26 protein-coding genes are annotated in these 25,686 nt (G+C 72.3%); 15 read left to right on the top strand and 11 right to left on the bottom strand.

The window, feature by feature from the left end:
* Positions 1 to 14: 14 nt before the first annotated feature.
* Entirely contained in the window at positions 15 to 227 is a 213-nt protein-coding gene (locus tag ABFJ78_RS38135; RefSeq protein WP_372665748.1) for a hypothetical protein, read from the top strand.
* A gap of 741 nt (positions 228 to 968) precedes the next feature.
* On the opposite strand, the gene ABFJ78_RS38130 is transcribed toward ABFJ78_RS38135, so the two are convergent.
* The gene (locus ABFJ78_RS38130; RefSeq protein WP_436392297.1) at positions 969 to 1,457 is read right to left on the bottom strand and encodes an ATP-binding protein; all 489 of its coding nucleotides are present in this window, start codon (positions 1,455 to 1,457) and stop codon (positions 969 to 971) included.
* Between the two features lie 276 nt (positions 1,458 to 1,733).
* Between ABFJ78_RS38130 and rho the strand changes: the two genes are divergently transcribed.
* A complete protein-coding gene (gene rho / locus ABFJ78_RS38125) occupies positions 1,734 to 2,798 on the top strand; it encodes a transcription termination factor Rho (RefSeq protein ID WP_436392296.1) in 1,065 nt (354 codons plus the stop codon).
* Position 2,799: 1 nt separating this feature from the next.
* On the opposite strand, the gene ABFJ78_RS38120 is transcribed toward rho, so the two are convergent.
* The 5 genes from ABFJ78_RS38120 to ABFJ78_RS38100 form a co-directional block, all read right to left on the bottom strand.
* Positions 2,800 to 2,973, bottom strand: coding sequence for a hypothetical protein (locus ABFJ78_RS38120; RefSeq protein WP_436392295.1), 174 nt, complete (start codon positions 2,971 to 2,973; stop codon positions 2,800 to 2,802).
* A 37-nt stretch (positions 2,974 to 3,010) separates the two neighbouring features.
* Positions 3,011 to 3,289, bottom strand: a complete 279-nt coding sequence (locus tag ABFJ78_RS38115; protein WP_436392294.1) for a hypothetical protein — start codon at positions 3,287 to 3,289, stop codon at positions 3,011 to 3,013.
* A gap of 512 nt (positions 3,290 to 3,801) precedes the next feature.
* Positions 3,802 to 4,002 (bottom strand): DUF3072 domain-containing protein, encoded by a 201-nt coding sequence (locus tag ABFJ78_RS38110; protein WP_436392293.1) that lies wholly within the window; start codon positions 4,000 to 4,002, stop codon positions 3,802 to 3,804.
* 67 nt (positions 4,003 to 4,069) lie between these two features.
* Positions 4,070 to 4,492, bottom strand: coding sequence for a hypothetical protein (locus ABFJ78_RS38105; protein ID WP_436392292.1), 423 nt, complete (start codon positions 4,490 to 4,492; stop codon positions 4,070 to 4,072).
* Positions 4,493 to 4,546: 54 nt separating this feature from the next.
* Positions 4,547 to 5,599 (bottom strand): C40 family peptidase, encoded by a 1,053-nt coding sequence (locus ABFJ78_RS38100; protein WP_436392290.1) that lies wholly within the window; start codon positions 5,597 to 5,599, stop codon positions 4,547 to 4,549.
* Between the two features lie 400 nt (positions 5,600 to 5,999).
* Here ABFJ78_RS38100 and ABFJ78_RS38095 point away from each other — a divergent pair, with 400 nt between their 5' ends.
* The 3 genes from ABFJ78_RS38095 (at position 6,000) to ABFJ78_RS38085 (ending at position 9,828) form a co-directional block, all read left to right on the top strand.
* Positions 6,000 to 6,830 (top strand): peptidoglycan-binding domain-containing protein, encoded by an 831-nt coding sequence (locus ABFJ78_RS38095; RefSeq protein WP_436392289.1) that lies wholly within the window; start codon positions 6,000 to 6,002, stop codon positions 6,828 to 6,830.
* Between the two features lie 105 nt (positions 6,831 to 6,935).
* Positions 6,936 to 8,162, top strand: a complete 1,227-nt coding sequence (locus ABFJ78_RS38090) for a DUF222 domain-containing protein (protein ID WP_436392288.1) — start codon at positions 6,936 to 6,938, stop codon at positions 8,160 to 8,162.
* A gap of 847 nt (positions 8,163 to 9,009) precedes the next feature.
* A complete protein-coding gene (locus tag ABFJ78_RS38085; protein WP_436392287.1) occupies positions 9,010 to 9,828 on the top strand; it encodes an LLM class flavin-dependent oxidoreductase in 819 nt (272 codons plus the stop codon).
* Here ABFJ78_RS38085 and ABFJ78_RS38080 read toward each other — a convergent pair.
* Entirely contained in the window at positions 9,782 to 10,726 is a 945-nt protein-coding gene (locus ABFJ78_RS38080) for a threonine/serine dehydratase (RefSeq protein WP_436392286.1), read from the bottom strand. The genes ABFJ78_RS38085 and ABFJ78_RS38080 overlap by 47 nt on opposite strands.
* 83 nt (positions 10,727 to 10,809) lie before the next feature.
* On the opposite strand from ABFJ78_RS38080, the gene ABFJ78_RS38075 reads away from it, so the two are divergent.
* A complete protein-coding gene (locus ABFJ78_RS38075) occupies positions 10,810 to 11,721 on the top strand; it encodes a LysR substrate-binding domain-containing protein (protein ID WP_436392285.1) in 912 nt (303 codons plus the stop codon).
* On the opposite strand, the gene ABFJ78_RS38070 is transcribed toward ABFJ78_RS38075, so the two are convergent.
* Positions 11,672 to 12,595, bottom strand: coding sequence for a LysR family transcriptional regulator (locus ABFJ78_RS38070; protein ID WP_436392284.1), 924 nt, complete (start codon positions 12,593 to 12,595; stop codon positions 11,672 to 11,674). The genes ABFJ78_RS38075 and ABFJ78_RS38070 overlap by 50 nt on opposite strands.
* Positions 12,596 to 12,668: 73 nt before the next feature.
* On the opposite strand from ABFJ78_RS38070, the gene ABFJ78_RS38065 reads away from it, so the two are divergent.
* Genes ABFJ78_RS38065 through ABFJ78_RS38055 form a run of 3 tightly spaced genes read left to right on the top strand, consistent with a single transcriptional unit; the run spans position 12,669 to position 15,089 of the window.
* Positions 12,669 to 13,577 (top strand): DMT family transporter, encoded by a 909-nt coding sequence (locus ABFJ78_RS38065; RefSeq protein ID WP_436392283.1) that lies wholly within the window; start codon positions 12,669 to 12,671, stop codon positions 13,575 to 13,577.
* A 37-nt stretch (positions 13,578 to 13,614) separates the two neighbouring features.
* On the top strand, positions 13,615 to 14,511 hold the full coding sequence (locus ABFJ78_RS38060) for an NAD(P)H-binding protein (RefSeq protein ID WP_436392282.1): 897 nt from the start codon (positions 13,615 to 13,617) through the stop codon (positions 14,509 to 14,511).
* Positions 14,508 to 15,089, top strand: a complete 582-nt coding sequence (locus ABFJ78_RS38055; protein ID WP_436392281.1) for a CPBP family glutamic-type intramembrane protease — start codon at positions 14,508 to 14,510, stop codon at positions 15,087 to 15,089. The genes ABFJ78_RS38060 and ABFJ78_RS38055 overlap by 4 nt, the downstream gene beginning before the upstream one ends.
* Here the strand turns inward: ABFJ78_RS38055 and ABFJ78_RS38050 are convergent.
* Positions 15,079 to 16,125 (bottom strand): serine hydrolase domain-containing protein, encoded by a 1,047-nt coding sequence (locus ABFJ78_RS38050; protein WP_436392280.1) that lies wholly within the window; start codon positions 16,123 to 16,125, stop codon positions 15,079 to 15,081. The genes ABFJ78_RS38055 and ABFJ78_RS38050 overlap by 11 nt on opposite strands.
* Positions 16,126 to 16,280: 155 nt before the next feature.
* On the opposite strand from ABFJ78_RS38050, the gene ABFJ78_RS38045 reads away from it, so the two are divergent.
* Entirely contained in the window at positions 16,281 to 18,059 is a 1,779-nt protein-coding gene (locus tag ABFJ78_RS38045) for a glycoside hydrolase family 76 protein (protein WP_436392279.1), read from the top strand.
* 23 nt (positions 18,060 to 18,082) lie between these two features.
* Positions 18,083 to 18,685 carry a SecDF P1 head subdomain-containing protein gene (locus tag ABFJ78_RS38040; RefSeq protein ID WP_436392278.1) on the top strand — a complete coding sequence of 201 codons (603 nt, stop codon included), beginning with the start codon at positions 18,083 to 18,085 and terminating at the stop codon, positions 18,683 to 18,685.
* A gap of 3 nt (positions 18,686 to 18,688) precedes the next feature.
* Here ABFJ78_RS38040 and ABFJ78_RS38035 read toward each other — a convergent pair whose 3' ends face one another.
* Positions 18,689 to 19,165, bottom strand: a complete 477-nt coding sequence (locus tag ABFJ78_RS38035) for a MarR family winged helix-turn-helix transcriptional regulator (RefSeq protein ID WP_436392277.1) — start codon at positions 19,163 to 19,165, stop codon at positions 18,689 to 18,691.
* Positions 19,166 to 19,247: 82 nt separating this feature from the next.
* Here ABFJ78_RS38035 and ABFJ78_RS38030 point away from each other — a divergent pair, with 82 nt between their 5' ends.
* The 4 genes from ABFJ78_RS38030 to ABFJ78_RS38015 all read left to right on the top strand — a co-directional run bounded on the left by ABFJ78_RS38030 (position 19,248) and on the right by ABFJ78_RS38015 (position 22,239).
* On the top strand, positions 19,248 to 19,889 hold the full coding sequence (locus tag ABFJ78_RS38030; protein ID WP_436392276.1) for an FMN-dependent NADH-azoreductase: 642 nt from the start codon (positions 19,248 to 19,250) through the stop codon (positions 19,887 to 19,889).
* A 179-nt stretch (positions 19,890 to 20,068) separates the two neighbouring features.
* Positions 20,069 to 20,578: an ATP-binding protein gene (locus ABFJ78_RS38025; protein WP_436392275.1), complete on the top strand. Its 510-nt coding sequence runs from the start codon at positions 20,069 to 20,071 to the stop codon at positions 20,576 to 20,578.
* Position 20,579: 1 nt separating this feature from the next.
* Positions 20,580 to 21,545 carry a GlxA family transcriptional regulator gene (locus ABFJ78_RS38020; protein WP_436392274.1) on the top strand — a complete coding sequence of 322 codons (966 nt, stop codon included), beginning with the start codon at positions 20,580 to 20,582 and terminating at the stop codon, positions 21,543 to 21,545.
* A gap of 67 nt (positions 21,546 to 21,612) precedes the next feature.
* Positions 21,613 to 22,239, top strand: a complete 627-nt coding sequence (locus tag ABFJ78_RS38015; RefSeq protein WP_436392273.1) for a response regulator — start codon at positions 21,613 to 21,615, stop codon at positions 22,237 to 22,239.
* On the opposite strand, the gene ABFJ78_RS38010 is transcribed toward ABFJ78_RS38015, so the two are convergent.
* A complete protein-coding gene (locus tag ABFJ78_RS38010; protein ID WP_436392271.1) occupies positions 22,220 to 25,612 on the bottom strand; it encodes an indolepyruvate ferredoxin oxidoreductase family protein in 3,393 nt (1,130 codons plus the stop codon). The two genes, ABFJ78_RS38015 and ABFJ78_RS38010, sit on opposite strands and share 20 nt — an antisense overlap.
* Positions 25,613 to 25,686: the final 74 nt, after the last annotated feature.

The raw sequence follows: 25,686 nt of genomic DNA, 5'->3' as shown, positions 1-25,686 counted from the left end.
CTAGCCTCATGAGCATGAACACGGACGACGCGACGGTCCCGGCGGACCAGCTGACCAAGGGCCAGTGGTTCTGGCACGAGCCGGCGCCGGGCCTGCCCGCGTGGCAGCTGCAGGTGACCTCGGCGGAGTTGCTGGGGGACTCCGTCGAGATCTTCACCACGGATGAGGAGAGGGAGCTGGTGTCGTACCCGCGGGGCCGCTTGGTGCGGCTGGCCGGGGCGGCTTGAGGGGTTGTGAGGTAAAGCACTTCCGGGGGGCCGGGGCGAGGTTGGGGGAGCGGATGAGCCCGGCTGAAGCCGCGTTGGGTTGAGCGGTGTTCGTGAAGCGGGCTAGGCGAGGCTGGTGTCGTCGAGCTGCAGGTACCGGCAGCCGAGGCCGGCCATCGCGGCGATCTGCGCTTTGTAGGCCGCGCTCCCAGCGCAACTCCTTGTGGGCCGAGCCTTTCCAGTTGCGGCGCGTGGCTCGCGGCCGGCTACCCCGACCACGTGCCTGGGGTGACGGTCGACCGGCAGTGCGGATTCGCGGCGCGGTTCCACCTTCGTGGTGGTGCGCGCCGGGCCGGAGCTGGCCTCCAATGCCCGCAGCCGCAGCTGAATGGGCCGCTTTTGCCGGCCTTGGTTCTCGACGCGCCGCGCTTCAACGCGGCCGGCCCGCAGGTGTCCGGCAAGCAGTTCGACCTGCCCACCTGGCGCAGCGTCGGCGGCACCGGCCGCCCCGGCCAGGCCGCCCCCATCCCAGGGCCACAACTCCGCCCCCGCCGGCAAGCCGGGCCGGCCTCCCACAAACCTGCCCTCGCGCGCGAAGCCCGGCCCGCGAAGCGGGTCCGGGCTTCGAACACACAGGTCCTGTGGGCGAAACGGCGCAAAGTCCGTTCGCGGCTGCGGTTGTCGGCTCTCGCGCACCCCTGCCTGTGCTCGCCTCGGCCGCGTCCCCAGTGTTTTTGGGTGCCGGCGCAATCCCTCGCAGGCTCAGGCCGGGTTCTCGTGCCTGAGCGCCGCCGGGCGCCAGGTCATGCGGACCGTTGTTCCGTGGTCCCCCGACTCGATGTCGGACTGGTCCGTCACCTTGTCGATCAGCACCAGGCCCCGGCCGCCCGAGGTGCGCAGCCCCGGCTGGTGGGGGCGCGTTGCCGGGATGCCGCAGCCGGTGTCCGTCACGGTCACCGTCACCGTGTCGCCCGTGCGCGCTGCCTCGAGGCGGGCCCAGCCGCGGCCGTCCGGGTACGCGTGGGCCGCCACGTTCGCCAGCGCCTCGTACGTCGCCAGCGTGATGTCGTGCGTGCTGCCCGGGTCGAGCGGCAACTCGCTCAGCCAGTGGGTCAGCTTGCGGCGCAAGCCGGCCATCTCGTTCGGCAGGGCGGGCGCCAGTTCTTCGAACGTCGAGGTGACCACGGCGCCGGCGCTCGGGCGCGCCGGGGGCGTGGTCCCGGTTTGGTCGGCGTCAGTGCTCTCGCCCATATCGATGCCAGCTTCCGGGGTATGTCGATACACGATCCGCTCCCATCGTCAGCCGCGGGTTCCCCCGTTTCCGGGCTTCTCTTCAGAGCTACCCACCGCGACGGGGTCTTACCCGTTGTGCTTTCCGTGACGTCGCGCTAACGTGAAGGTGCTCCTCACGGATGCCGGCCCCTCGGCCGCCCGGAGGAAGCTTCTCGGATCCAGGCTCTTCGGCCTTCTTCCTTCGTACCCGGCTCCGCCGTCCGCGCGGGCCGGCCACCTCATCAGGAGACACCCATGTCCTTTCACGGAATCCTTGACACATCGGGAAAAACCCCGTTCGTCCGCACCGGCTACCGGCCGGCTCCGGACGACGTCGCACTGCCGCTTTCCCTCGTCCGCAAGCACAAGCTGCGCCCGGGAGACGAAATCACCGGCGCCGGCGAGGAAATCACCAGCGTCAACGGCGCCGACCCGGCGGAACCGCGCCCCCACTTCACCGACCTGGTGCCGGTGCACCCGGACGAGCGCCTGCTGCTCGAAACCACTCCGGCGCGCCTGCTGCCGCGCGTCCTCGACCTCGTCACACCTCTCGGCAAGGGGCAGCGCGCGCTGGTCGTTTCGCCGCCGAAGGCCGGGAAGACGACCGTGCTGCGTGACATCGGTCACGGCATCTCGGTCAACCACCCGGAATGCCGGCTGATGGTGCTGCTCGCCGACGAGCGGCCGGAGGAGGTCACCGAGCTGCGCCGGACCGTGCGCGGCGAGGTGATCGCGTCCACTTTCGACCGTCCGCCCGCCGAACACGTCGCGGTGGCGGAACTCGCCGTCGAGCGCGCGAAACGCCTGGTTGAGCGCGGCGAAGACGTCGTGCTGCTCCTCGACTCGCTGACTCGCCTCGGTCGCGCGTACAACCTTTCGGCCCGCCCGTCGGGGCGCACGCTGTCCGGCGGCGTCGACGCGGCCGCGGTGCAGCCGATGAAACGCATCCTCGGCGCGGCCCGCAACCTCGAAGGCGGCGGTTCGCTCACGATCGTCGCGTCGGCGCTGGTGGAGACCGGTTCGCTGGCCGACACGGTGTTCTTCGAGGAGCTGAAGAGCACGGGCAACGCGGAGCTGAAGCTCGACCGCAAGACGGCGGAGCGCCGCATCTTCCCGGCGGTCGACATCCCGGGTTCCGGCACCCGCCGCGAGGAACTCCTGGTCACCCCGGGTGAACTGGCCGCGATGCGCGAGGTGCGCCGCGCGCTGCAGGGCCCGCACGCGATCGAGCAGCTGCTCGACCAGCTCCGCAAGACGGGCTCCAACGCGGAGTTCCTCCTCCGCGTGACGGGCGCCGCCGCCCTGCCCGTGGCGGCGTGACTCAGTTTTCGCGGCGTTCCCGGAGTTCGCCGATCACTTTCTGCCCGGCACCGCGCGCTTCTTCGGCACTGTCGGGCGGATCGCCTTCGCCGGGCTCGTAAAGGTTGTCGTCCGCTCGGCCGGGGTCCGGAGTGCCGGGCCGCGCGATCTCGGGTTGTTCGTTCGGTCGGGACATTCCCGGCTGGTACCCGCCACACCGCGCGGCCAACCACTCACCGAGGCGGCTGGTAGGGGGTGGCGCGCGGGTAGGCGGGCCGTTCGGGCCCGCGGTTCAGCGTGGCGACGAGAAAGCCGAGCCCCACAACGACAACCACGAGCGGCGCGGCTCCCGGCGAGACGGCCCACCAGGCGAGCCCACCGGCGCCGACCACCCAGGCCACGACAAAGGTGCGCTTCGCGGTGAGCGGATAGGGCTTCCGCAGTTCGTGGACGGCGGTCGCGCCGAGCACGAGGAGTCCGGCCAAGGCCACGAGCAAGACGGTCAGGTACACGGGGACGCCTCCTTCGGGGAGTGGGGCACCTCGATGGCGGTTACCCGGGCGGGAAGGGGACATGCCGTGGCGAGAGGCACAAAATCGGCGGCAAGCAGCTGCCCGCGGACGGAATCGCAGCAACCGAGCGAACTGCCGGGCGCCGAGCGCGAACGCGCGTATGCGCCCGCACGGACTGGATCTCGGAACGGTCCGGATCATCGGCCGTCGGAGTACGAGCCGCGCGCGTGCGCCCGCACGGACTGGATCTCGGAACGGTCCGGATCATCGGCCGTCGGAGTACGAGCCGCGCGCGTGCGCCCGCGCGGACCGGACCTCGAAAACCGTCCGGACCACCGGCCGCCCGAGCACGAACCGCACGACTGCCGACCGCGCGGGCGGAACTAGCGGGCGGAACTACACCAGCCGGGGCAGACCGCCTGCCCACCCGCTGCCCCCGGCGATCCGGCACCGCCGGCTACCCAGCCCGCCTCCCGTGCCCAACACCGCCAACCCGGCCCACCCGGACCTCGTCAGGTACCCCGCCCAGTGGCGCGCTGCAGCTCGTCGATCCGCGCCGAGGCCTCAGCCTTCGTCAGCCCGTCCGGCACTTCCTCCCCGGCCTCCTGCGCCAAGGTCTGCAGATAAGACTTCTGCGGCCCGGTCATCGGCTCATCACCGGTCGTCCAGTCGCTCGGGTCCTTCTCCGGGTTCGGTTCCACCTGATCGGTCACGACATCCTCCAATCGAACATCTGTTCGCCTGGATCCGACTGTAGCGCAGGGGCCCGACAATCGCCGCTCACGAGCCGGCCGGGGGCTTCGACGGCGCGCCTGCCTCGTGGCCCGGCCTGCCGTGGGTGCGGCGGTCGTCCTTCATCTGCTGTTCGTGCAGGTGGCGGCGGCCGTCCGTCAACGACTCGAGCAACGTCCGCTCGAAGTCGCGGCACGTCTTGTAGTAGCCGTCGTCGTACTCCTCGACGATCTGGAACGTCCACCGATCGGGTAACACGTTGAGCCCGATCAGCTCCTCGGTGATCCGGCGCGCCCAATCCGAATGGCCGGCCTTCTCGAGCTTCTCGACGGCTTCGCCGAGGGCCAGGTCCGCGCTGCCGGTCAGCTGGTGGAACGAGTAGAGGTGCCCGCGCGCCCGCTCGATCGTCTCGAGCGCTTCGGTCACTTTGCCGACGGCCTCGACCGTCGCGGTGTCGTAGTTGTCGACCATGCGCGGAAGGTGCCCCGTTCCGCGATTTCTACACCTCGCGGAACGGGGCCGCCGTCACGCCGTGGGCCGCGTGGCGCCCGCGTACTGGCTCAGCAGCGGCGAGATCTTGACGACGTCGCCGCTGGTCGGGGCGTGCACCATCTTGCCGTCGCCGATGTACATCCCGATGTGGGACACGGGGGAGTAGTACGCGACCAGGTCGCCCGGCTGCAGCTGGTCGCGCGGCACGGACGTGCCGAAGCCCGCCTGCGCCGACGACGTGCGCGGCAGCGTGATCCCGGCCTGCTTGTAGGCCCACTGCATCAGGCCCGAGCAGTCGAACGTGCTCGGCCCGGTGGCGCCGTAGACGTAGGCGCTGCCGAGCTTGCTCAGCGCCGCGTCGACCGCCTTCTGCGCGGCCGCGGAGGCCGCCTTGACGGTCGGAGCCTTGCCGCCGGTGTCCTTCTGGGCGGCCTTGTCGGCGGTGCTGAGCGTCTTGCTCTGGGCCTCGATCTGGTCGATCTGGGCCTGCAGGTTCTTCTTCTTGCCTTCGATGTCCGACGCGAGCTTGGCCGCGGCGTCCCGGGCGTCCTGCGCTCGCTTGGCCGCGTCCGTCGCCGCCTTCTCGGCGGCGGTGGCCTTCTCGGCCGCGCCGCTGAGGTTGTCCATCGCGGCGTTCTTGTCGGTCGCGATGACCTCGAGGGCCGCCGAGCGGTCCAGGAAGTCCTGCGTCGACGTGCCGGCGAGCAGCGCCGACAGCTTGTTCAGCTGGACGCCGCTGGTGAACGACGCGCCGGCGAACTTGTCGACCTGCGTCTGGTACTTCTGCTTGGCCTCGACTGCCTGCGCACCGGCGTCCTTGGCCGCGGTGACGTCGGCGTTGGCCTTGTCGAGCTCGCCCTGCTTGGCGGTCAGGTCGTCCTTCGCCTTGAGCAGGTCCTCGTTGAGCTTCTCGGCCTGCGCCGAGAGGTCGCGGTACTTCGCCAGGGCGTCGGACCCGGTGGGCGGGGCCTGGAGGACGGGGATGGGGGCGGCGGTGGCCGGCGGCTGGGCCATGGTGACGACAGTGATCACCGAGGCTGCGGCGAGCGCACCTGACACCACGCGCTTGACGGGATGCGAACGCATTCTCGCGCGGGTCTCCTTTGCTGATCGGCCGCCGTCGGGCACCGGGGCGAGTCGGGGGCCTCGCCCGTGTCCGGCGCGCGCTCGACCGCAACAGGAAGAGCACACGGTGGGGTCCGGTACCCGCGAGGGGTATCGGCGGCGATCTCGCGTCGCCGTCTCATCGACGACCGGGGGCCGCGAGATCTCGAACAGGTTACGAAAGGAACACGGCAACGTCCAGGGCTGGCCGGAGACAACTCTGCGTGACGAGAAGAAACACGCCTGGACCAGTGAGTACCGGATCGGTTGTGGCTGGGATTACACCTCGTGCACACCGAGGCGAATGCCGCTTTTGTACGTCCCTTGTATCCGGTGGCGTGATCCTCGTGGCCGTACCGATTCCGACCAGTGGAGGACAGGGATGTTCACGAAGGCCGCCGTGCTGACGGCATTCACCGCAGCGGCGTTCGCCGTGGCCGCACCGGCTCAGGCCGAGCCGGCGGCCACGACGGCGCTGCCCACCGCGAACATGGAGGCCGTGCTGAAGGCGGCCCAGATCGACCCGCGCCGCGCCGACGACACCCAGACGCCGGGCGCGCACGACAGCGTCCTGCTCGTCGAGCAGGCGTTGCAGGCGAAGGGGCTGCTGGCCGCGACCTACGTCGACGGCTACTTCGGCACCACCACGATCACCGCGTATTCGCAGTACCAGAAGTCGCTGGGCTACACCGGGATCGACGCGTCCGGGCTGCCGGGCAAGACGTCCCTGGAGAAGCTGGGCGAGGGCCGGTACACGGTGACGAACCCGGTTTCGGCGGGCAGCCACGTGACGTACCACGGCGTCACGCTCAACACCCGCACGAAGGCGATGCTCGTCGCGGCCGAGGGGATCTTCGGCTCGTCGGTCAGCCTGACCCAGGGTTCGTACAACCCCGGCGGCGTCGACGCTTCGGCCGGCACGCACGACGGCGGCGGCGCGATGGACATCTCGGTGTCCAGCCTGTCGTCGACGAGCCGGACCACCCTGCTGAAGGCGTTGCGGAAGGTCGGGTTCGCGGCTTGGCTCCGCACCCCGGACCAGGGTTTCGCCTACCACATCCACGCGATGGCCATCTCCGACCCGGACCTTTCGTCGGGGGCCCAGCACCAGACCGGTGACTACTACCTGGGCATGAACGGTCTCGCCGGCCGCGGCGCGGACGACGGTCCTTCGGTTCCCAAGGTCACTTGGGAGGAGTACCAGCGCGGCTGAGGTTTCCGTTCGGGTGCGGGAAATCGGCGCTTCCTGATCGGGAGGGCCGATTTCTCCACCCGGTCGTGTGGTGATCATGCGTTCGAGTTCGGCTAACCTTGTTGTATGGCAACGGAAGCGGTGTGGAAGACGGATGCGACGGTGCTGGCCGATCGCATCTGCGCGCTGCTCACCGTGGTGCGTTCAGCTGAGGCTTCGATCGGTGCGTTGCTGGTGGAGATCGAGTCCCGTGGCGTGATGGAGTTGTTCGGCTACCGGTCTGTCGCGCGGTTGCTTGAGCACCTGGCCGACATTCCGAAGTCCGCGGCGGAGACGATGGTCAAACGAGCCCGCGCCCTCCATCCCGGCCATCACCTGGACAGCGCTCCCGCGGTCGCTCCTTTGACTGCCGCTGCCGCTGCGGAGGGTCGGCTGAGCGACCCGATGATCGACACGATCGTCGGCGCCCTGACCCAGATCCCAGCCTCGCACCGCGAGGACGCCGAACAGCACCTGCTGGGGTTGGCCGAGGATGCAGGTCACAAGCAGGTCGCCGCCCTGGGGGCGCGGATCGTGGCGCACCTGGATCCCGACGGCCCGGAACCCGACTCCACTGAGCCGGTTACTCCGAGCCGGGAACTGTCGTTGCGCCGCAGAAGAACCGGGGTGTGGGAGTTGCACGGCCGTTTCGACGATGAGACGGGTACCCGAGCCAGTGCTCTGCTGGACGCGTTGGCCGAACGCCGCACCAGCACCGGCGAAGGCGCCGACCTGCGATCGCCGCTGGAACGCTACGGCGATGCCTTCTCCGACGCGATCGATCTGGCGCTCAACTCTCCCGCCCTGCCGATGCAGGCCGGCGAGCGAGCCCACGTGATGGTCGCAGTGCACCTCAATGACTTGAAGTCCGGCGTTGGCGAGGCCACCCTTGGCGACACCGGCGCCATGTCCGCGGCGGAAGCTCGGATCCACGCGTGCGATGCCATGATCATCCCCGCGGTGCTGGGCGAGAAAAGCGAGCCGTTGAACTTGGGTCGCCTCCGTCGCCTGATCTCCGCGGGCCTGCGCCGGGCGCTGTACCTGCGTGACCGGGGTTGCGCGTTCCCCGGCTGTCACCGCCCGCCGAGGCATTGCCAGGGGCATCACATTCAGCACTGGTCCGAAGGCGGCCGAACAGACCTGCACAATCTGGTGTTGATGTGCGCGCATCACCACAGGCTGTTGCATCGCTCGGGTTGGGAGGTCCGCATCGCCGCTGATGGCTTACCGGAGTTCCTGCCACCAGCGTTCCTCGACAAGGAACGAAAACCCAGGCGCAACAACCTGCATGACCCGCTGCCCTTCGCAGCGTGACAACCGAACATGGGATAGGCCCGCAGCCAGACGGTTACGGGCCTACATCCACGTAAGCTCGCGGCTGCTGGTTGTCGCTGAAGGTTCTGGAAGCGGATAGCCATGGGCCCTGCGCTCAAACTGGGCCACAGAACGGCTTCCACGTAGTCGGCAACGCACCGCCGCCGCTGCACCGTCGCTGCCGCTGCCGCTGCCACTGCCGCCGCTGCCGTTGCTGCCCGTTGATACCGCTACCGCCACAGCCTCCGCTGCTGCCGTCGGCGCCCGCTGCTGCCGCCATCGCTGTTGTCGTCGGTGCTGCTGCTGCCACTGCCGCCACGGCCACCGCTGCCGTCGGCGCCCGCAGCGGCAGCCGCCAGCTCTGCCATCGCTGTCGTCGGCGGCTGTTGCGGCTGCTGCACCGCCGCCATCGCTGTCGTCGGCGGCTGTTGCAGCTGCCGCACCGCCGCCGCTACCGGCGGCGCCCGCAGCCGCCGCCACCTTCGCTGTCGCCGCCGCCACGACCGCCACAGCCACCGCCCGCCACCGCTGCTGCCATTGCGTGCCGCTTCCGCCGTAGCTGCGTCGCCCGCTGCCGGCGTCGCTGCCACATGCGCTGCTGCCGCAGCCGTCGGCGCCGCCACTATCGTCGCCGCGGCCGGGTTCCCCGGAGGCGTCCGGCCAACCAAGCCTGCCCTCCTGATGGTGGTGTTGCCGAGTGGCCCAGCCACTCGCGGACCGGACGGCCCCTCCGCATGCCCGACTTCCCGCGGCCGCGCCGCACCCGGCTCCCACCGAGACGACCGTGGTGGCACGGCCGGGCGCCGCGGTGGTTTGATCGAACCACAACCAACCCGGGGGTGGTCCGATGGACAAGAAGGCGTTCCGGTTCGGCGTGGTCGCGGCCGCGAGCGAGGGCGGTCCGAAGTGGCTGCAGACCGCGCGGCGGGCCGAAGAGCTCGGCTACTCGACCCTCCTCTGCCCCGACAACCTCAACCTCCCCACGCCCACCGCCGCGCTCGCGGCCGCCGCGGCCGTCACCACCGAGCTCCGGGTCGGCTCCTTCGTCCTCGCCAGCCCGCTGCGGACCGCCCGGGCCGCCGCGTGGGAGTCGCACAGCCTGACCGTCGTCACCGGCGGGCGCTTCGAACTCGGGCTCGGCACCGGGCTGCCCACCATGCGGCAGCAGGCGGACGAGCTCGGCCTGCCCTACGGCTCGGGCCAGGACCGGCTCGACTCGATCTCCGAGACCATCGACCATGTCCGACGCCTCGACGGGGACGTGCACACCCCCGTCATGGTCGCCGCCGGCGGGCCTAAGGCGCGGCGGCTCGCCGGGGCGAAAGCCGACATCGTCACCCTGGCCGGCGGTGTGCTGACCACCCGCGAGGAGATGGGCGGCTACGTCGAAGAAATCCGCGCCGCCGCCGGGGAGCGGGACATCGAACTCGCGCTCAACATCTTCGTCGTCGGCGAGCAGGTGCCGCCGTGGATACGGGGTTTCATCGGCGTCGACGCCGAGACGCTCATCGAACACGACTCGCTCAGCATGATCCGCGGCAGCGTGGACGACATGGCCGCCGAGCTCGAACGGCGGCGCGACGAGCTCGGCGTCTCCTACGTCAGCGTCAACAGCGCCTTCATCGAGGAGTTCGCGCCGCTGGTGGCGCGGCTGTCGGGGAAGTGAGCGTCGCCGGGTCGGTGTTCGCGCCGCACAGCAGGACCGCGACGCGCTCTCCCGGCGACGGCCGGTAGGCGCCGTCCAGCAGCGCCGCGAACGCCGTCGCCCCGCCTGGCTCGACCGCCAGCCGGTAGCGGTCCCACAGCGCCGTCCGGGCCGCGAGGATCGCCGAGTCGTCCACGAGCACCGAGCCCACCTCCGTGCGGGTGGCGACCGCGAACGCGATGTCGCCGAGCCGGGACGCGCCCAGGGAGTCCGCGGCGACACCGGACACGTCGACCCCGACCGGCTCGCCCGCCGCCAGGGCCGCGTGCAACGTCGGGGCCGTGCGCGGTTCGACGCCGACCACTCGCGCCCGGCCTTCGACCGCCGCCGCGATGCCGGCCAGCAGCCCGCCACCGCCCACCGCGACCAGGATCGTGTCGACGCCGCCCGTCTGCTCCAGCAGCTCGAGGCCGGCCGTGCCCTGGCCGGCGCAGATCTCCGGCTGGTCGTAGGCGTGGCAGAAGAGCGCGCCGCGGTCCGCCGCGTCCTTCACCGCCGCGTCGTAGGCGTCCGCGTACTTCTCGCCGACCAGCTCGACCGCCGCGCCCAGTTGCCGCAGCTTCGCCACCTTGACCGCCGGTGCGTTCACCGGGACGTAGACCCGTGCGGTCACGCCGAACTCGCGGGCGGCGTGCGCGACGGCGAGCCCGGCGTTGCCGCCCGACGCGGCCACGACGCCGGCCGCCGAAAGCGGGCCCGCGGCGATGATCCGGTTGAACGCGCCCCGGGCCTTGAACGACCCGGTGTGCTGGAGCTGCTCGAGCTTGAACCACACGTCGTCGTCGGCGAACACGGGCGTCCGGCGGACCCGGCCCTCGATCCGCGCGGCGGCCTGCTCGACATCCGAAGTACTGATCACGTCTTCAGCATGCGCGCGGACCGTCCTAAGCACCAGCGACGCCTCCTAGGCTGGCGTTAGCAACGCTTACGGCTGGAGGTTCCGTGCTCGACGCTCGCCGCCTCGCCCTGCTCGCCGAAGTCGCCCACGCCGGCTCGATCGCCGCGGCGGCTCAAAAACTCGCTTTCACGCCGTCCGCCGTCTCGCAGCAGCTGGCGAAACTCGAACGCGACGTCGGCGCGTCCGTGCTGCACCGCCACGCGCGCGGCGTCACGCTCACACCGGTAGGGGAAGCGCTGCTGGTCCACGCGGAGACGATCGCCGGCGAACTGCGCGGCGCGGAAGCCGTGGTCCGCGCGGAGCCGGCGCGGCTCGCCGTCGGCACGTTCGCGAGCGCCGGCACGGCGCTCGTGCCGGCGGCGCTCGCCGGGTTCCGCCGGGCCCACCCGGCCGTCGCGCTGCGGCTGCTGGACCTCGAGCCGCCCGACGGCTACGACCTGATCCGCTCGCGCGAGCTGGACCTGCTGATCACCCACCGCTACCCGGGCGCGCCGCTGCCCGGCGCGCGCGGGCTGATCCGGTCGCTGCTGCGGGCGGAACGGTTCCGGCTGATCCTGCCCCCGGACCACCCGAAAGCCCGCGCCCGCCGGCTCACGCTGGAGGCGCTGACCGGCGAAGACTGGATCTCGGGCAGCCCCGGCGTGCCCAACCGCGCGTGCCTCGACCAGCTCGCCGACGCGGCCGGCGTCACGCTCGGCGTCACCTACGAAACCCGGGACTACCAGGTGATCCTGGCGCTGGTCGAGGCCGGGTTGGGGATCGCGTTCGTGCCGGAGAGCGTGCTCGATCGGGCGGAACCGTCGCGGGTCGAGGTCCGCGACGTCGCCGACGCGCGGCCTGCGCGGGACATCTTCCTGGTGCACCAGCGGCGGCCGGGCGAGCTGGTCACGGAAATGGTGGACCGGCTCAGCCGGCCGGCCGGCCCGCGCTCTCGAAGCGCGCCGAGGCAGCTTTGAGCGCGTCCAGGCACGCGCGCACCGCCCCGCGGTCCTCTTCGCCCGCCCGGCAGATCGCGTAGATCGTGCGGGTCAGCGCCGGCCGGGTCGCCAGGATGCGGACGCCCTCGGGCAGCCGCTCCCGGGCCAGCCGCGGGACCAGCGCCGCGCCGACGTTGCCCGCCACCAGCGCCAGCTGCGTCGGGTAACCACCCACCGTGCAGCTGATCCGCGGCTCCAGACGCTGCTTGCGCAGCACCTGCACCAGCCACTCGTAACAACCGGACCCCAGGCTCCAGCCGATCCACGGCAGGTCGTCCACTTCGGACAGATCGACCGTCTTGCGGTGCGCCAGCCGGTGACCGGCGGGCAGGGCGAGGTCCGCGACGTCGGAGAACAGCGCGATCCGCGTCGTCGCCGGCGGCAGCACCGTCGGCCGGTCCTCCCAGCTCTCCAGCACGGCCACGTCGAGGTCGCCGGCCAGCACGCGGGGCATCGTCTGCTCCGCCTCGCCTTCGTGCAGCGTCACCGCCAGCCGCGGGTGCTGCGCCGCGAGCGTCGCCAGCGCGGGCGGGAGCAGCGCGTGCACCGTCGTCGGGATCGCGCCGATCCGCAGCGGCCCGATGACGTCCTCGCGCAGCAGCTCCAGGTCCGACTTCGCCTCGGCTACCTGCGCCAGGATCCGCTCGGCGTGCGTAGCCAGCACCTGACCCGCCTTCGTCAGCCGGACGCCCCGGCCGCGCGGCTCCAGCAGCGGCTGCCCCGCTTCCCGTTCCAGCTTCGCCAGCTGCTGCGACACCCCCGACGGCGTGACGTGCAGGGACGCGGCCGCCGCGGCGACCGAGCCCTGGGTGGCGACGGCGTGCAGCGCGCGCATCCGCTCGAGTCCGAACACGGTAGTGATCCTACCGAATTCCACGCAGAAACATTCGCTTGTTGTTGACAGTTGCGACCCGCACGCTGGAGGCGTGACCACGACCGCGCCCCGCCCGACGACCACCGCCACGCCCTTCACCGAGCGCTTCGACCCCCGCCTGCTCGCCGCGCTCGGCAGCTTCTGCATCTCGCTGTCGTCGGTCTTCATCAAGGTCTCGCACGCCAGCGGCAGCACGAGCGCGTTCTGGCGCTGCCTGCTGGCCCTGCCGGTGCTGCTCGCGCTCGCCGCGCGGGAACGGCACAAGTCGGGCCCGGCGCCCCGCGTGCTCCTCCCGCTGCTGGCCGGCGTCGGGCTCGGCCTGGACTTCGTGCTGTGGGGCGAGGCGATCCCGCGGGTCGGCGCCGGCATCGCGACCGTCCTGCTCGCCGTCCAGGTGGTCATCGTGCCGCTGCTGGCGTTCGCGTTCCTGCGGGAGCGGCCGGCGAAGCAGTTCCTCTTCGCCGTGCCCGTGCTGCTCGGCGGCGTCGTGCTGGCCGGCGGGTTCGCCGGGAGCGGCTCGTTCGGCCCGGACCCGGTCACCGGCGCGGTGTTCGCGCTGCTCGCCGGCGCCGGGTACGCGGTCTACCTCTTCCTGATCCGGCTCAGCGGCGGCAACGGCGCGCAAGCGCAGTCCCTGGTGCTGGCGACGTTCTCGGCCGGTGCCGTCGCCGTCGTGCTCGGCGTCCCGACCGGCACGCTCGACCTGGGCCCGCGCGCGGAGACGTTCGGCTGGCTGGTCGCGCTCGCCGTCGTCGGCCAGCTGATCGGGTGGATCCTCATCTCCGCCGCGCTGCCCCGGATGACCGCCACCACCGGCGCGACGCTGATGCTGCTGCAGCCCGTCGGCGCGGTGCTCCTGGGCATCGGCCTGCTGGGGGAGACGCCGAGCGTGCTGCAGCTCGTCGGCTGCGCGGGCGTGGTCGCCGCCGTCTGCTTCGCCGGGCGAGTCCGCCGCGGGTGATCTGCGGGCCGGGTTGGTCCCGGCTAACGTCGCCGGTATGCGCGTGCTGGTGGCCGGGGCTTCGGGGTTCGTCGGCCGCCGGTTGTGCCCGGCGCTGGAAGGCGCGGGCCACGACGTCCTCGCGATGACGCGCCACCCCGCGAAGTACCGCGGAGCCGGGACGCCCGTGCGCGGCGACGTCGCCGACGTCGGCTCCCTGCGCGACGCGCTCAAGGGCGCCGAAGCCGCCTACTACCTCGTGCACTCGCTCGACAGCACGGACTTCAAGCGCCGGGACGCCGACGCGGCCCGCGCGTTCGCCCGGGCGGCGGCGGACGCGGGCCTGCGCCGGATCGTCTACCTCGGCGGCCTGGGGGACGACGACGATGCGCTCTCCGAGCACCTGGCCAGCCGCCGCGAGGTCGAGCGGCTGCTGGGGGAGACCGGCGTGCCGGTGACCGTGCTGCGCGCCGGGATCGTCATCGGGCACGGCGGGACGTCGTGGGAGCTGACCCGCCAGCTCGTCGAGCACCTCCCGGCGATGGTCACGCCGCGCTGGGTCGGCACGCGCACCCAGCCGATCGCGATCGCCGACGTCGTCCGCTACCTGTCCGGCGTGCTCGACCACCCGGAGGCCGAGGGCCGGACGTTCGAGATCGGCGGTCCCGAGGTGCTGGCCTACCGCGACATGCTGCAGCGGGTCGCGGCGATCGAGGGGCGGCCGCTGGTGATCGTGCCGGTGCCGCTGCTGTCGCCGAGGCTGTCGTCGTACTGGCTTTCCCTGGTCACCGACATCGACGTGACGACCGGGCGGGCGCTGATCGACTCGATGACGAACGAGGTCGTCGTCCGCGACGACGCGATCCGCCGGATCGTCGAGTTCGAGCCGATGGGCTACGACGAAGCCGTGCTGCAGGCCCTGGGCGAGCGGGCGAAGAGCCGGCGGTCCGCGTGAAGAAGGCTTTCCTCGCCGGGGTGCTGATCACGGGCTCGGGGTTGCTCGGCGCGTCGCTGGCCAGCGGGCCGGGTTCGAAGCGGTTCCACGTCCTGACGGCGTCGGTCGCGGCGACGTGGTTCGCCGGCGCCGGGCGGGTGCCGCGGGGCCGCCGGGACGTCGTCCAGCCGGTCCTGGCCGGGGCGGGCGCGTTCGGCGTGTTCTACGGCTGCGCGCTGGTGGCCCGCCGCATCGCGCCGCTGCGCCGCGCCATCGCGGGCGTGCTCGACCACGCCCACCGCGGTTCGACGCCGTCGGTGGTGGCGTCCGCGCTGGTGACCGGAGCGGCCGAGGAGCTCTTCTTCCGCGGCGCGCTCCACGACGCGTTCGGCCCCCGGGAAGCGACGGCGCTGTACGTCCTTTCGACGACGGCGACGCGCAATCCCGCGCTGGTGCTGGCTTCCGCGGTGATGGGGACGCTGTTCACCGTGCAGCGCGGCCGGTCGGGCGGGGTGCAGGCACCGCTGCTGACGCACGTGGTGTGGTCGGCGCTGATGCTCGCCTTCCTGCCGCGCCTGTTCCCGCCGCCTAGCCCGTGATCCCGTCGTAGGCGGCCATGACCACGCCGAGGCCGCGGTCGTACCCGCCGTCCCAGAGGACCTGGTTCATCACGTACGCCACCACCAGGCGGTTCTCCGCGTCGACGAGGACCACCGAGCCGCCCCACCCGCCCCACGAGCACGTGCGGCCCTCGAGCCGGTAGCCCAGCCCATAGCGCATCTGCGCGCCGAGGACGCGGTCCTCGCCGTGGAACTGCTCTTCGAAGACCCGCTCGGCGCCGGCCGCCGACAGCAACCCGCCGCCGACGAGTGCCGACTGCACCGCGGCGACCGAGCGGGCGTTGCCGTACCCGTTGATGGCGGGCACTTCCGCGCGCCGCCAGGCCTCGGAGTACGAGTCCGAGACGCCGACCAGGAAACCCGGCGGCTTGTCGCCCTGGGGGTCGGGGATCAGCGGCGCCACGCGGTGGTCGTGTTCGGCGGCGAGCCCGATGTGGAAGTCGGCACCCAGCGGGCCGGCCACCTCCTCGGCGAAGAACGTGCCGAGGGTGCACCCGGTGACGCGGCGGACGACTTCGCCCACCAGGAACCCGAACGTGACCGAGTGGTACCCGCCCGCCGTCCCGGGCTCCCACGCCGGCGCCTGCGCGGCCAGCCGCGCGGTCACGGCCGGCCAGTCGAAAAGGTCCTCGACCGCGATCGGGCCGGTGAAGTCCGGCAAGCCAGCGGTGTGCCCGAGCAGATGGCGGACGAGCGTGTTTTCCTTGCCTGCGGCGGCGAACTCGGGCCAGTACGCGGCGACCGGCGCGTCGAGGTCCAGCTCGCCGCGGTCGGCGAGGACCAGCGCGCACAACGCGGTCATCGTCTTGGTGGTGGACCAGACGGTGGTGATCGTGTCGCGGTCCCAGGCCTTCGTGCGGCCGGGGTCGACGTACCCGCCCCACAGGTCGACCACCGGCTCGCCGTCCACGAAGACGGCGGCCGACGCGCCGACGTCGTCGGAGTCGAGCGAGGCCGCCAGGACCGCACGCACCTTGCTGAACCGGTCTTCGCAGTTCCCCCGCAGTTCGGCCACGGCGGCCAGCCAACTCCGTCCGGTCCGGCCGCACCACTCATTTTCCGCACGGAGAATGTTTGTCCGGAACGAGCCAGAACCGGGCGGAAACCTTCACCGACCGCGCCCCGGCTTCCTATGCTGGAGTGAACCCCGGTGCGTGGAGAGGGATGTCGATGCGGACATTGCTCGTGCTGCTGCTCGTGTTCGGTTCCCTGACCCCGATCCCCGCCGAAGCGGCCACGGCGGTGTGCGTGACGTCGTGCGACCCGCTCGACCCGTCGCGGGCCGCGCGGGAGAGCGTTCCCCTGCCCGACAAGGTGATCAACGGCCGCGTCCTGCGCCTGCACGCCTCCGACCCCGACGGCATGGCGTGGGCGAGCATCGACAACGGCGTCGCCGGCGACGCCGTCTGGCTCGACCGCTCGTGGGACGCGGGCGCGACCTGGGACGGCTTGCTGGGCAAGGCGAGCATCCCGGGTTCGTGGACCGGCACCCGCACGCTCATGTACAACCTCACCGATCCGGCGCACCACCGCCGCGGCTGGGTCCGGGCGTGCGGGGACGCGCAAGGTGTCGGCTGCACCGCGTGGATCTACCCGGACGTCTGCGACGCCGCCTGCGACCGCAGCGCTCCCGCCGCCGGGGACAGCCAGCCGGTCGCTCCGACGACGCTCTTCGGCCGCACGATCCGGCTCCACTTCGACGGTCGCGGCATGGCGTGGGCCGGGATCGAAGCAGGCGGTGCCGGCGACGAGATCTGGCTCGACCGCTCGTGGGACGGAGGCGCGAGCTGGCCGGACGGCTCGTCGCTCGGCCGCACGAGCGTCGCCGCGGGCGCGACTTCCACGCACACGACGGCGTTCGCGACGCGCGATCCCCGTGGCCGCCTCTACGGCGGCGCGGTGCGCGCGTGCGGCCGCGAAGCCGCGCACGCACAAGGGAGCTGCACGGCCTGGGCACGCCCGGCGACGACCCGCGCGGCCGGCGCGCTCGACGCGCTGATGTGGTCCTACGAGCCGTACACCGCGTGGTGGCCGTCGAGCTGGTGGAACTCGGCGGTCGCGGTGACGGCGGTCGCCGACGCGGGCGGGTTCGACTCCGCGCTGGCCCGGACGTTCGACGTCAACCGGGCTGCTTTCCCCGCCGGGGCAAGGAGTTCCGACGCGATCGAGGGCGACTTCGTCAGCCGGGCGATCGACGACAGCGCGTGGTGGGGCCTGGCCTGGGTCGCCGTCTACGACCGCACGCACGACCCGCGCTACCTCACCGAGGCGACGGCGATCGCGAACTACGTCCACGGGTTCTGGGACACCGGCAGCTGCGGCGGCGGGGTGTGGTGGAACCGCGAGCGGACGTACAAGAACGCCGTCACGGCGGGGTTGTACCTGCGGCTGACCGCGTCCCTGCACAACCGGCTCACCGGCGACACCGTCTGGGGCCGGCGGGCGCGCACCGCGGGCGACTGGTACCTGAGGAGCGGGCTGATCAACTCTTCGGGACTGGTGAACGACGGGCTGACTTCGTCGTGCGCGAACAACGGCCAGACGGTGTGGACGTACAACCAGGGACTCGGCATCGGCGGGCTGCTGGAGCTGTGGCGCGCCACCGGCGTCCAGTCCTATTTGGACGCGGCGAAGCGGCTCGCGGACGCGGCGATGGCCCGGCTGACGTCCGGCGGCGTGCTCGTCGAATCCTGCGACACCGGCACGGGTTCCTGCGACGACAACCAGAAGCAGTTCAAGGGCATCTTCCTGCGCTACTTCGGCGACCTCGCCACGGCGACGGGGTCGGCGACCTACCGCGCGTTCACCCAAAGGCAGGCGGACGCGCTGTGGGCGAACGACCGCGACGCGCTGAACCGGATCGGCCAGCGCTGGACCGGGACGACGCCGAACGTGACGGACTGGCGCACCCAGGCCTCGGGACTCGAAGCGATCCTGGCGGCCGGGTAGCCCGGCACGCCAGAATGGGCGGCGTGCGGATCCTCCTGCTCGCGGCCGTCGCCGTGCTCGTCACCGGGTGCCAGGCCGAGGTGGCGGGCCACGCCGAGCCCACCGGGTTCATCGTCAAGGACGGTACACAGCTGCGGTTCCGGCCCGTCCTGGCCGAACTGCCGCCGGGGCCGGCGACCGGCTCGGCGAGCGACCGGCAGAGCACCGACCCGGCCACGCAGCAGGCCGCGGCGCAGGCGTTCGACTGCGCCCAAGGCAAGCCCGACCCCCTGGACGGCCGCGACGATCCCGCGTTGCCGCTGATCAGCTGCGACCGCGCGCAAGGCACGAAGTACATCCTCGGGCCGGGGTTCCTCAGCGGTGCGGACGTGAGCCGCGTGGACGCCGCCCTCGATCCGCGGACCGGCAGCTCGGTCATCAACCTCAGCTTCACCGCGAAGGGCGCGCGGACCTGGGCCGAGTGGACCGGGCAGAACGTCGGCAAGCAGGTCGCGGTGGTGCTGAAGAGCCGCGTCCTGACCGCGCCGGCCGTGCAGTCCGCCATCACCGGCGGGGAAACGCAGATCACCGGGAAGTTCACGCTGCCCGAAGCGCGGCAGCTGGCCCGGGACATCGCCGGCGGCTGACGCTCAGCAGGTCGGCGGCAGGGCTTCCCGGCAGGCTTCGGTCTCCGTCTTGCTCGTCGCCTGGCGGAGCAGTTCGTAGAGGGACTCGCGCTGCTCGTCGCTGAGCCCGCTGAACACCTCGTCCTCGACCGCGGCGAGCGCGAACTCCGCCCGGACCAGCAGCTTGACGCCGACGTCGGTGAGCTCGACGACGTGCCGGCGCCGGTCGGCGGGGGAGCGGCGGCGTTCGATCAGGTTTTCGGCCTCGAGGTCGTTGAGCAGCCCGACGACGTTCGTGCCGTCCATCTCCAGGATCTTCGCCAGGTCCTGCTGGGAGCTGCCGCCCAGGTCGCGCAGGACCGTCAGGGCGATCAGGTGCCGCGGCCGCAGCCCGAGCGGGGTGAGCACCGACTCGCTGCGCGTCTGCAACCGGCGCGTCAGCTGGCCGAGCAGCGCACCACACCGGTGGGGCGGCTGGTTGACGACCGGCAGCGAGGACATGAGCCCAGTATATGGGCACCTCAACAGTCGGTGTGCTATTAATGGTTTGTCCAACACCAACGATCTATGGGCGGCTAACGACATGGCGCACCTCCTCCACATCGACTCGAGCATCCAGGGCGAGCGCTCGGTGAGCCGCGCGCTCACCGCGCGGGCCGCGGCCGCGTGGCGCGCCGCGCACCCGGACGGCACGGTCACCTACCGCGACCTGGGCGCGAACCCGCTGCCCCACATCGACGCGGCGAGCGGGCTGGCCGGCATGGTGCCGCCCGAGCAGCACACGCCCGAGCAGGCGGCGGCCTGGGCGCGGACCCGCGAGCTGGTCGACGAGATCAAGGCGGCCGACACGGTGCTGCTGGGCCTGCCGCTCTACAACTTCGGCGCGCCGAGCAGCGTCAAGACGTGGGTCGACCACCTCATCGCGCCCGGGCTTTCGGTCGACCACGAGACGCAGACCGGCCTCCTCGGCGGCCGCGAGTTCATCGTGCTGGCCTCCCGCGGCGGCGGCTACGGCGAGGGCACGCCCCGCGAAGGCTGGGACCACGCCGAGCAGTGGCTCCCGCACGGCCTTTCGCTGACCGGCCTCGAGCCGCGGTTCATCACCGCCGAGCTGACGCTGGCCCACGTCAACCCGGCGATGGCGGAGCTCATCCCGCTCGCGGACGCGAGCCGGGCGACCGCGGAGAAGACCATCGACGACCTGTGGGTTCCCGCGCACGTCTGAGGGGTGGCAGCCGGGCGCCGCGGGCGCCCGGCGACCGTTCGGCGCGCGATTCCCCGCCTTCGACGACTGCGTCCGGGGCCCCGGCGCCGCCGCGCTCACCCGGCCGGTACCGTGCCGCCGGAGGCCGGGTGGCAAGATGCCGGGACCCGGACAGTCGACCTGGGCGAGGAAGGTCAGGTTTGAGCGCGCACACCTCCCAGATGGACGATATCCGGCTGGTCGCGCAACCCAGCGCGTTGCCGGTCACGGAACTGTTCGTCCGCCTGATTCTCACCGACTGGTCCCTGCTGCCGATGCTGGAGCACGTGACCGCCACCGCGAGACGGCTGGTCGAGACCGTGATCGACGCCGGTGACCCGCGGTCACCCGCGTTCGTCACGCTGCGGCTGCGGCTGCGCGCCGACGTGCTGGTGGTCGAGGTCGACGACGACGTGCCCGGGCTGCCCGAGCCGAAGGTCGCCGGCCCCGGCGAGCGCGTCGGCGTCACGCCCGGCGTGGGCGGGGCCCGCACCACCTGGTGCGAGCTCGAGCTGCCCGGCGGGATGAACGCCAAGCAGGTGCGCCTGCCGCGGCGGCAGGACCGCCGGACCCTGGTCGACGAGCCCGTCTCCGGCGACCCGGTGGCGGCGGACCCGGAGGTGCTGGAGCGCCTGCTGACCCGGCTGAGCGGCTGGTCCGGCCAGGGCTGACGTGCGCCGCCGTCCCGTGCTCGTCGTGCTCTACGACGGCGTCCGGCTGCTGGACGTCTCGGGGCCGCTGGAGGTCTTCGCCGAAGCCAACGAGCACGGCGGGCGCTACGAGCTGAAGACGGCTTCGCCCGGCGGCGCCGACGTCCGTGCCAACACCGGGACGCGGCTGGGCGCCGACCTCGACCTCGCCGCCGCGGACCCGCGCGGGGCGACCGTGCTGGTGCCCGGCGGCCCCGAATGGGTCCGCACGATCGCCGACACCGAGCTCGTCGCGCAGATCCGGCGGCTGGCCGACGGCGCGGACCGGACGGCGTCGGTGTGCGCGGGCGCGTTCGCGCTGGCCGCCGCCGGCGTCCTCGACGGCCGGCGAGCCACCACGCACTGGGACCTCACCGACCAGCTCGCCCGCCGCTTCCCGCGGGTCACGGTGGACGGCGACGCGATCTTCGTCCAGGACGGCCCGGTGATCACCTCGGCCGGCGTCACCTCCGGCATCGACCTGGCGCTCGCGCTGGTCGAGGCCGACCTCGGCGCCGAGGTGGCCCGGCTGGTGGCCAAGCACCTGGTCGTCTTCCTGCAGCGCCCGGGCGGGCAGTCGCAGTTCAGCGTCCGGCTGGAGACCGGCCGTCCGCGCACCGAGGTGCTGCGGGCCGTGCTCGACGCCGTCGCGGCCGACCCGTCGGCGCCGCACACCCTCGACGACCTGGCCGCCCGCGCCGGGGTCAGCACGCGGCACCTGACGCGCCTGTTCCGCGAGGAGCTGGGCCGCACGCCCGCGCGGTTCGTCGAGCAGGTGCGGCTGGAGTTCGCCCAGCAGCAGCTGGAAACCACGACCGACCCCCTCGACGTCGTGGCGCGGCGGTCGGGCTTCGGGTCCGCCGAGACGTTGCGACGCGCCTTCGCGCGCGGGCTCGGTGTGACGCCGAGCGACTACCGTGCCCGGTTCCGGACCACCGGCATCGGCTGAACCGGACCCGCCTCCCGATCCGTGCATCCAGGCAGGGAGAGGACGTGGAGGCGAGGAGGCAGCCGTCGTGCGCATAGTCATCGCGGAAGAAGACGCCCTGCTGCGGGAGGGGCTCGTGCTGCTCCTGCGCAGCGAGGGCTTCGACGTCGCGGCGGCCGTCGACCACCCCGGCGACCTGCCGGCCGCGGTCCTGGCGGAGGCGCCGGACCTGGCTGTCGTCGATGTCCGGATGCCGCCGACGTTCACCGACGAAGGGCTGCGGGCCGCCCTCGAAGCGCGCCGGCTCATGCCGGGGCTCGCGATCCTCGCCCTGTCGGCCTTCGTCGAAGACGGCTACGCGGGCGACCTCCTGGCCGCCGGGGGCGGCGGCGCGGGTTACCTGCTCAAGGAGCGCGTCGGCAAGCCTGACGAGTTCCTCGACGCCCTCAAGCGCGTCGCCGCCGGGGGCACGGTGCTGGACCGCGACGTGGTGGCCGTCCAGCTGTCCCGGCCACGGCCCGGCGACCCCGTCGGCACGCTCACCGCGCGCGAACGCGAGGTCGTCGCGCTGCTGGCCGAGGGCCACTCGGTGCCGACGATCGGGCGGCTGCTCGGCATCGGCACCGCGGCCGCCCGGCAGCACGCCGGGGACGTCAGCTCGAAGCTGCGCGTCCCCGACGGCGCCCAGGCGATGCTCAGCTACCTGCGGGCGTGAGGACCTCGGCCTGCTTCTCGCGGTACCGGGCGACGTTGGCGAGCTTGACGTCCTCGTAGCCGCGGACCAGGTCGGGCAGCTCGGCCAGCGCGAGGACCCGGGCGCGATCGACGTCGGCCGCCGTGAACGCCTTCAGCACCATGCCGCGGTAGTCCTCGATCAGCTCGCGCTCGACGCGGCGCACCTCGGCGCGGCCGAACGGGTCGAGCCGCGTACCGCGCAGCCGGCGCAGCGCGTGCAGCACCCGGAACGCCGGGCGGAACCACGGGCCCAGGCTGATCTTGCGCTTCATGCCCACCGCCCGCAGCACCGGCGGGTGCAGCCGGTAGGCGTACTTCGTGCCTTCGCCGAACTGCTCTTCGAGGCCCGCCGTGAACGCCGGGTCGAGCGAAAGCCGCGCGACCTCGTACTCGTCCTTATACGCCATCAGCTTGTACAGGTGCTTCGCGACCGCTTCGGTGATCTCCGTCGGCCCGTCCTCCAGCACCCGCACCCGCTCGACGAACTCCGCGTACGCCCGCGCGTACCGCTTGTCCTGGTAGGCGACCAGATCCGGGATCCGGACGTCGAGCAGGCGCGCCAGCTCCGAACCCGGTTCCGCGTGCACCAGCTTCCGCACGGACGGCTGCGTGACCGGACGCGCCGGCGCGGGGGTGCTCGCGAGCGCGGAGGGGTCGGCGACGAGCTGGCGGCCGCGGCGGAAGGCCTGCAGGTTCGCCGCCACGGCGGTGCCGTTCAGCTCGATCGCGCGCTCGATCACCGCGGCGGGCAGGCCGATCGCGCCGGTCTGGAAGGCCGCGCCGAGCTGCAGGACGTTCGCGAACTGGTCGTCGTCGAACAGCTCTTCGGCCAGGCCGCGCGCGTCCAGCGACACCGTGCGCTTCGCCGCGGCCTCCAGCGGCGCCAGGACGCTGCCGGGGTCCGGGAAGGACACCGTCGTGTCGACGACCATCCGGCCGGTCGGCACCTCGGTCGTCGACACGACCGCGGTGGTGCGCGCAGCGTCGGCCACACCGAGGTTCGCCGCGTCCGCACCGACCAGCGCGTCGCACGCGAGGTAGAGGTCGCACTCGCCGGCGGCCAGCTTCGGGGCCTGCTCGACCGGTTCCGCCGTCACCTTCAGGTCGGACACCACCGCGCCGCCCTTCTGGGCCAGCCCGGTCTGGTCGAGCGTGCGGACGTGCCGCCCGTCGAGCACCGCTGCGGTGGCGAGGATCTGCGTCACGGTGACCACGCCGGTGCCGCCGATCCCGGTGATCCGCACGGTGAAGTCCTTCGCGGACGCCGGGGGCGCGGGGACGGCGTCCGCGGCCAGCTCGCCGAGCTTCCGCCGTTGCTTGCGACCGGTCGGCACGACGGTGACGAACGACGGGCAGTCTCCGGCCAGGCACGAGTAGTCGACGTTGCACGACGACTGGTGGATCGCGGTTTTGCGGCCGAACTCGGTCGCGACCGGCTGCACCGACAGGCAGTTCGACTTGGTGCCGCAGTCGCCGCAGCCTTCGCAGACGCGCTCGTTGATGACCACCCGGGTCGTCGGCGTGGCCTGCTTGCCGCGGCGGCGCTTCCGCCGCTTCTCGGCCGCGCACTCCTGCTCGTGGATCAGCACGGTGACGCCCTTGACGGCGGCCAGTTCCTCTTGCGTGGCCAGGAGTTCCGTGCGGTCACGGACCTCGACGCCGCCGGGGAGCTTGCGGCGCCGCAGCTTCGCGGGCGCGTCGCTGGTGATCACGACCTTCTTCGCGCCTTCGACGAGCAGGAGTTCGGCGACCTTCTCCACCGGCAGCCCGCCGACGGCGTCCTGACCGCCGGTCATCGCGACCGCGGAGTTGTAGAGCAGCTTGTACGTGATGTTGACGCCGGCCGCGACGGCCGCGCGCACGGCGAGGCTGCCGGAGTGGGTGAACGTGCCGTCGCCGATGTTCTGGACGAAGTGCTCGGCCTCGACGAACGGCGCCATGCCGATCCACTGCGTGCCCTCGCCGCCCATCTGCGTCACGCCGAGGACGGTGCCGACCTGGTCGGGTTCCATGAACAGGGCCATGGTGTGGCAGCCGATGCCGCCGCCGACCAGCGTGCCTTCGGGCACCTTCGTCGACGAGTTGTGCGGGCAGCCGGAACAGAAGTACGGCGTGCGCGCCAGCAGCGGCACCGAGATGCGCTCGCGGCGACGGCGCGTTTTGAAGGCGTCCACCGAGGCGATGCCCCCGGGCAGCCGCCGGGCCAGGCCCGTCGCGATGCCGTCCGGGTCCAGCTCGCCGAGCTCGGTGAACAGCGTCCGGCCGTCGCGGTCCTTCTTGCCGGTGACCGCGGGCGCGCCGGGGACGCCGTAGAGGACCTCCTTGAGCGCCGTCTCGACGAACGACCGCTTCTCCTCGACGACGACGATCTCGTCGAGCCCTTCGGCGAACTCGCGGACGATCCCGGGTTCGAGGGGGTGGATCGCGCCGAGCTTGAGCACGCGGATGCCGTTCCTGCGCAGGGCTTCCGCGTCGAGCCCCAGGGACCGGAACGCCTGCTGCAGGTCCAAATAGGACTTTCCGGCGGCGATGATGCCGATCCGGTCGGCCGGGCCGCGCGCGGTGATCCGGTTGACCCCGCTCGCGCGCAGGTACTCCGTGACCAGCGGCAGCCGGACGGTGAAGAGGCTGCGCTCCAGCTCGGCGAGGCTGGTGCCGAGCAGCCGCGACGTCGGCGTGTGCCGGTATCCCTGTTCGAGCCGCGGGGCGGTCCACTGTGGATCGACGATCGCCGTGCCCGAAGCGTCGGCTACGTTGGCGACGACCTTCAGCGACGTCCACACGCCGGCGGCCCGGGACAGCTCGACCGCGTGCATGCCGAGGTCGAGGACGTCCTGGGAGTCGGCCGGGAAGAAGATCGGGATCGCGAGGTCGGCGAGCGCCAGCTCGGACGCGCACGGGACGGTCGAGGACTTCGCGTTCGGGTCGTCGCCGACGAGCGCCACGGCGCCGCCGCGCGGGTCGGTGCCGGCCAGGTTGGCGTGCCGCAGCGCGTCGGTGGCGCGGTCGAGACCGGGGGCCTTGCCGTACCAGAACCCGGTGACGCCGCGCTGCCCGCCGGCGCCCGCGACGAGCTGGCTGCCCATCACCGAGGTCGCGGCCAGCTCCTCGTTGAGGCCCGGGCGGTGGACGACGTCGTGCTTCTCGAGCAGCTTCGCGCGGCGGCCGAGCTCGAGGTCGTAGCCGGCCAGCGGCGAGCCCTCGTAGCCGGAGACGAACACGGCGGGGTCGCCGCCGTGGGCGCGGTCGTGGCGGACGCGGTCGAACAACAGCCGGACCAGGGCCTGCACCCCGCTCAGGTGCACGATCCCCTCTTCCCGCAGGTAGCGGTCCTCCAGCGTGAACGTCTCCACGGCGCGGGCCTCCTTCGCGTCGATGTGCTCAGGAGCACGTGTTTTGAGGCACAGTGCGGCGCTTACCGCAGCGA

It is taken from the genome of Amycolatopsis sp. MEPSY49 (assembly GCF_051337345.1).
Classification (GTDB): Bacteria; Actinomycetota; Actinomycetes; order Mycobacteriales; family Pseudonocardiaceae; genus Amycolatopsis.
The sequence above is the reverse complement of the archived record's forward strand: the minus strand, read 5'-3'. Positions and strand labels throughout refer to the sequence as shown.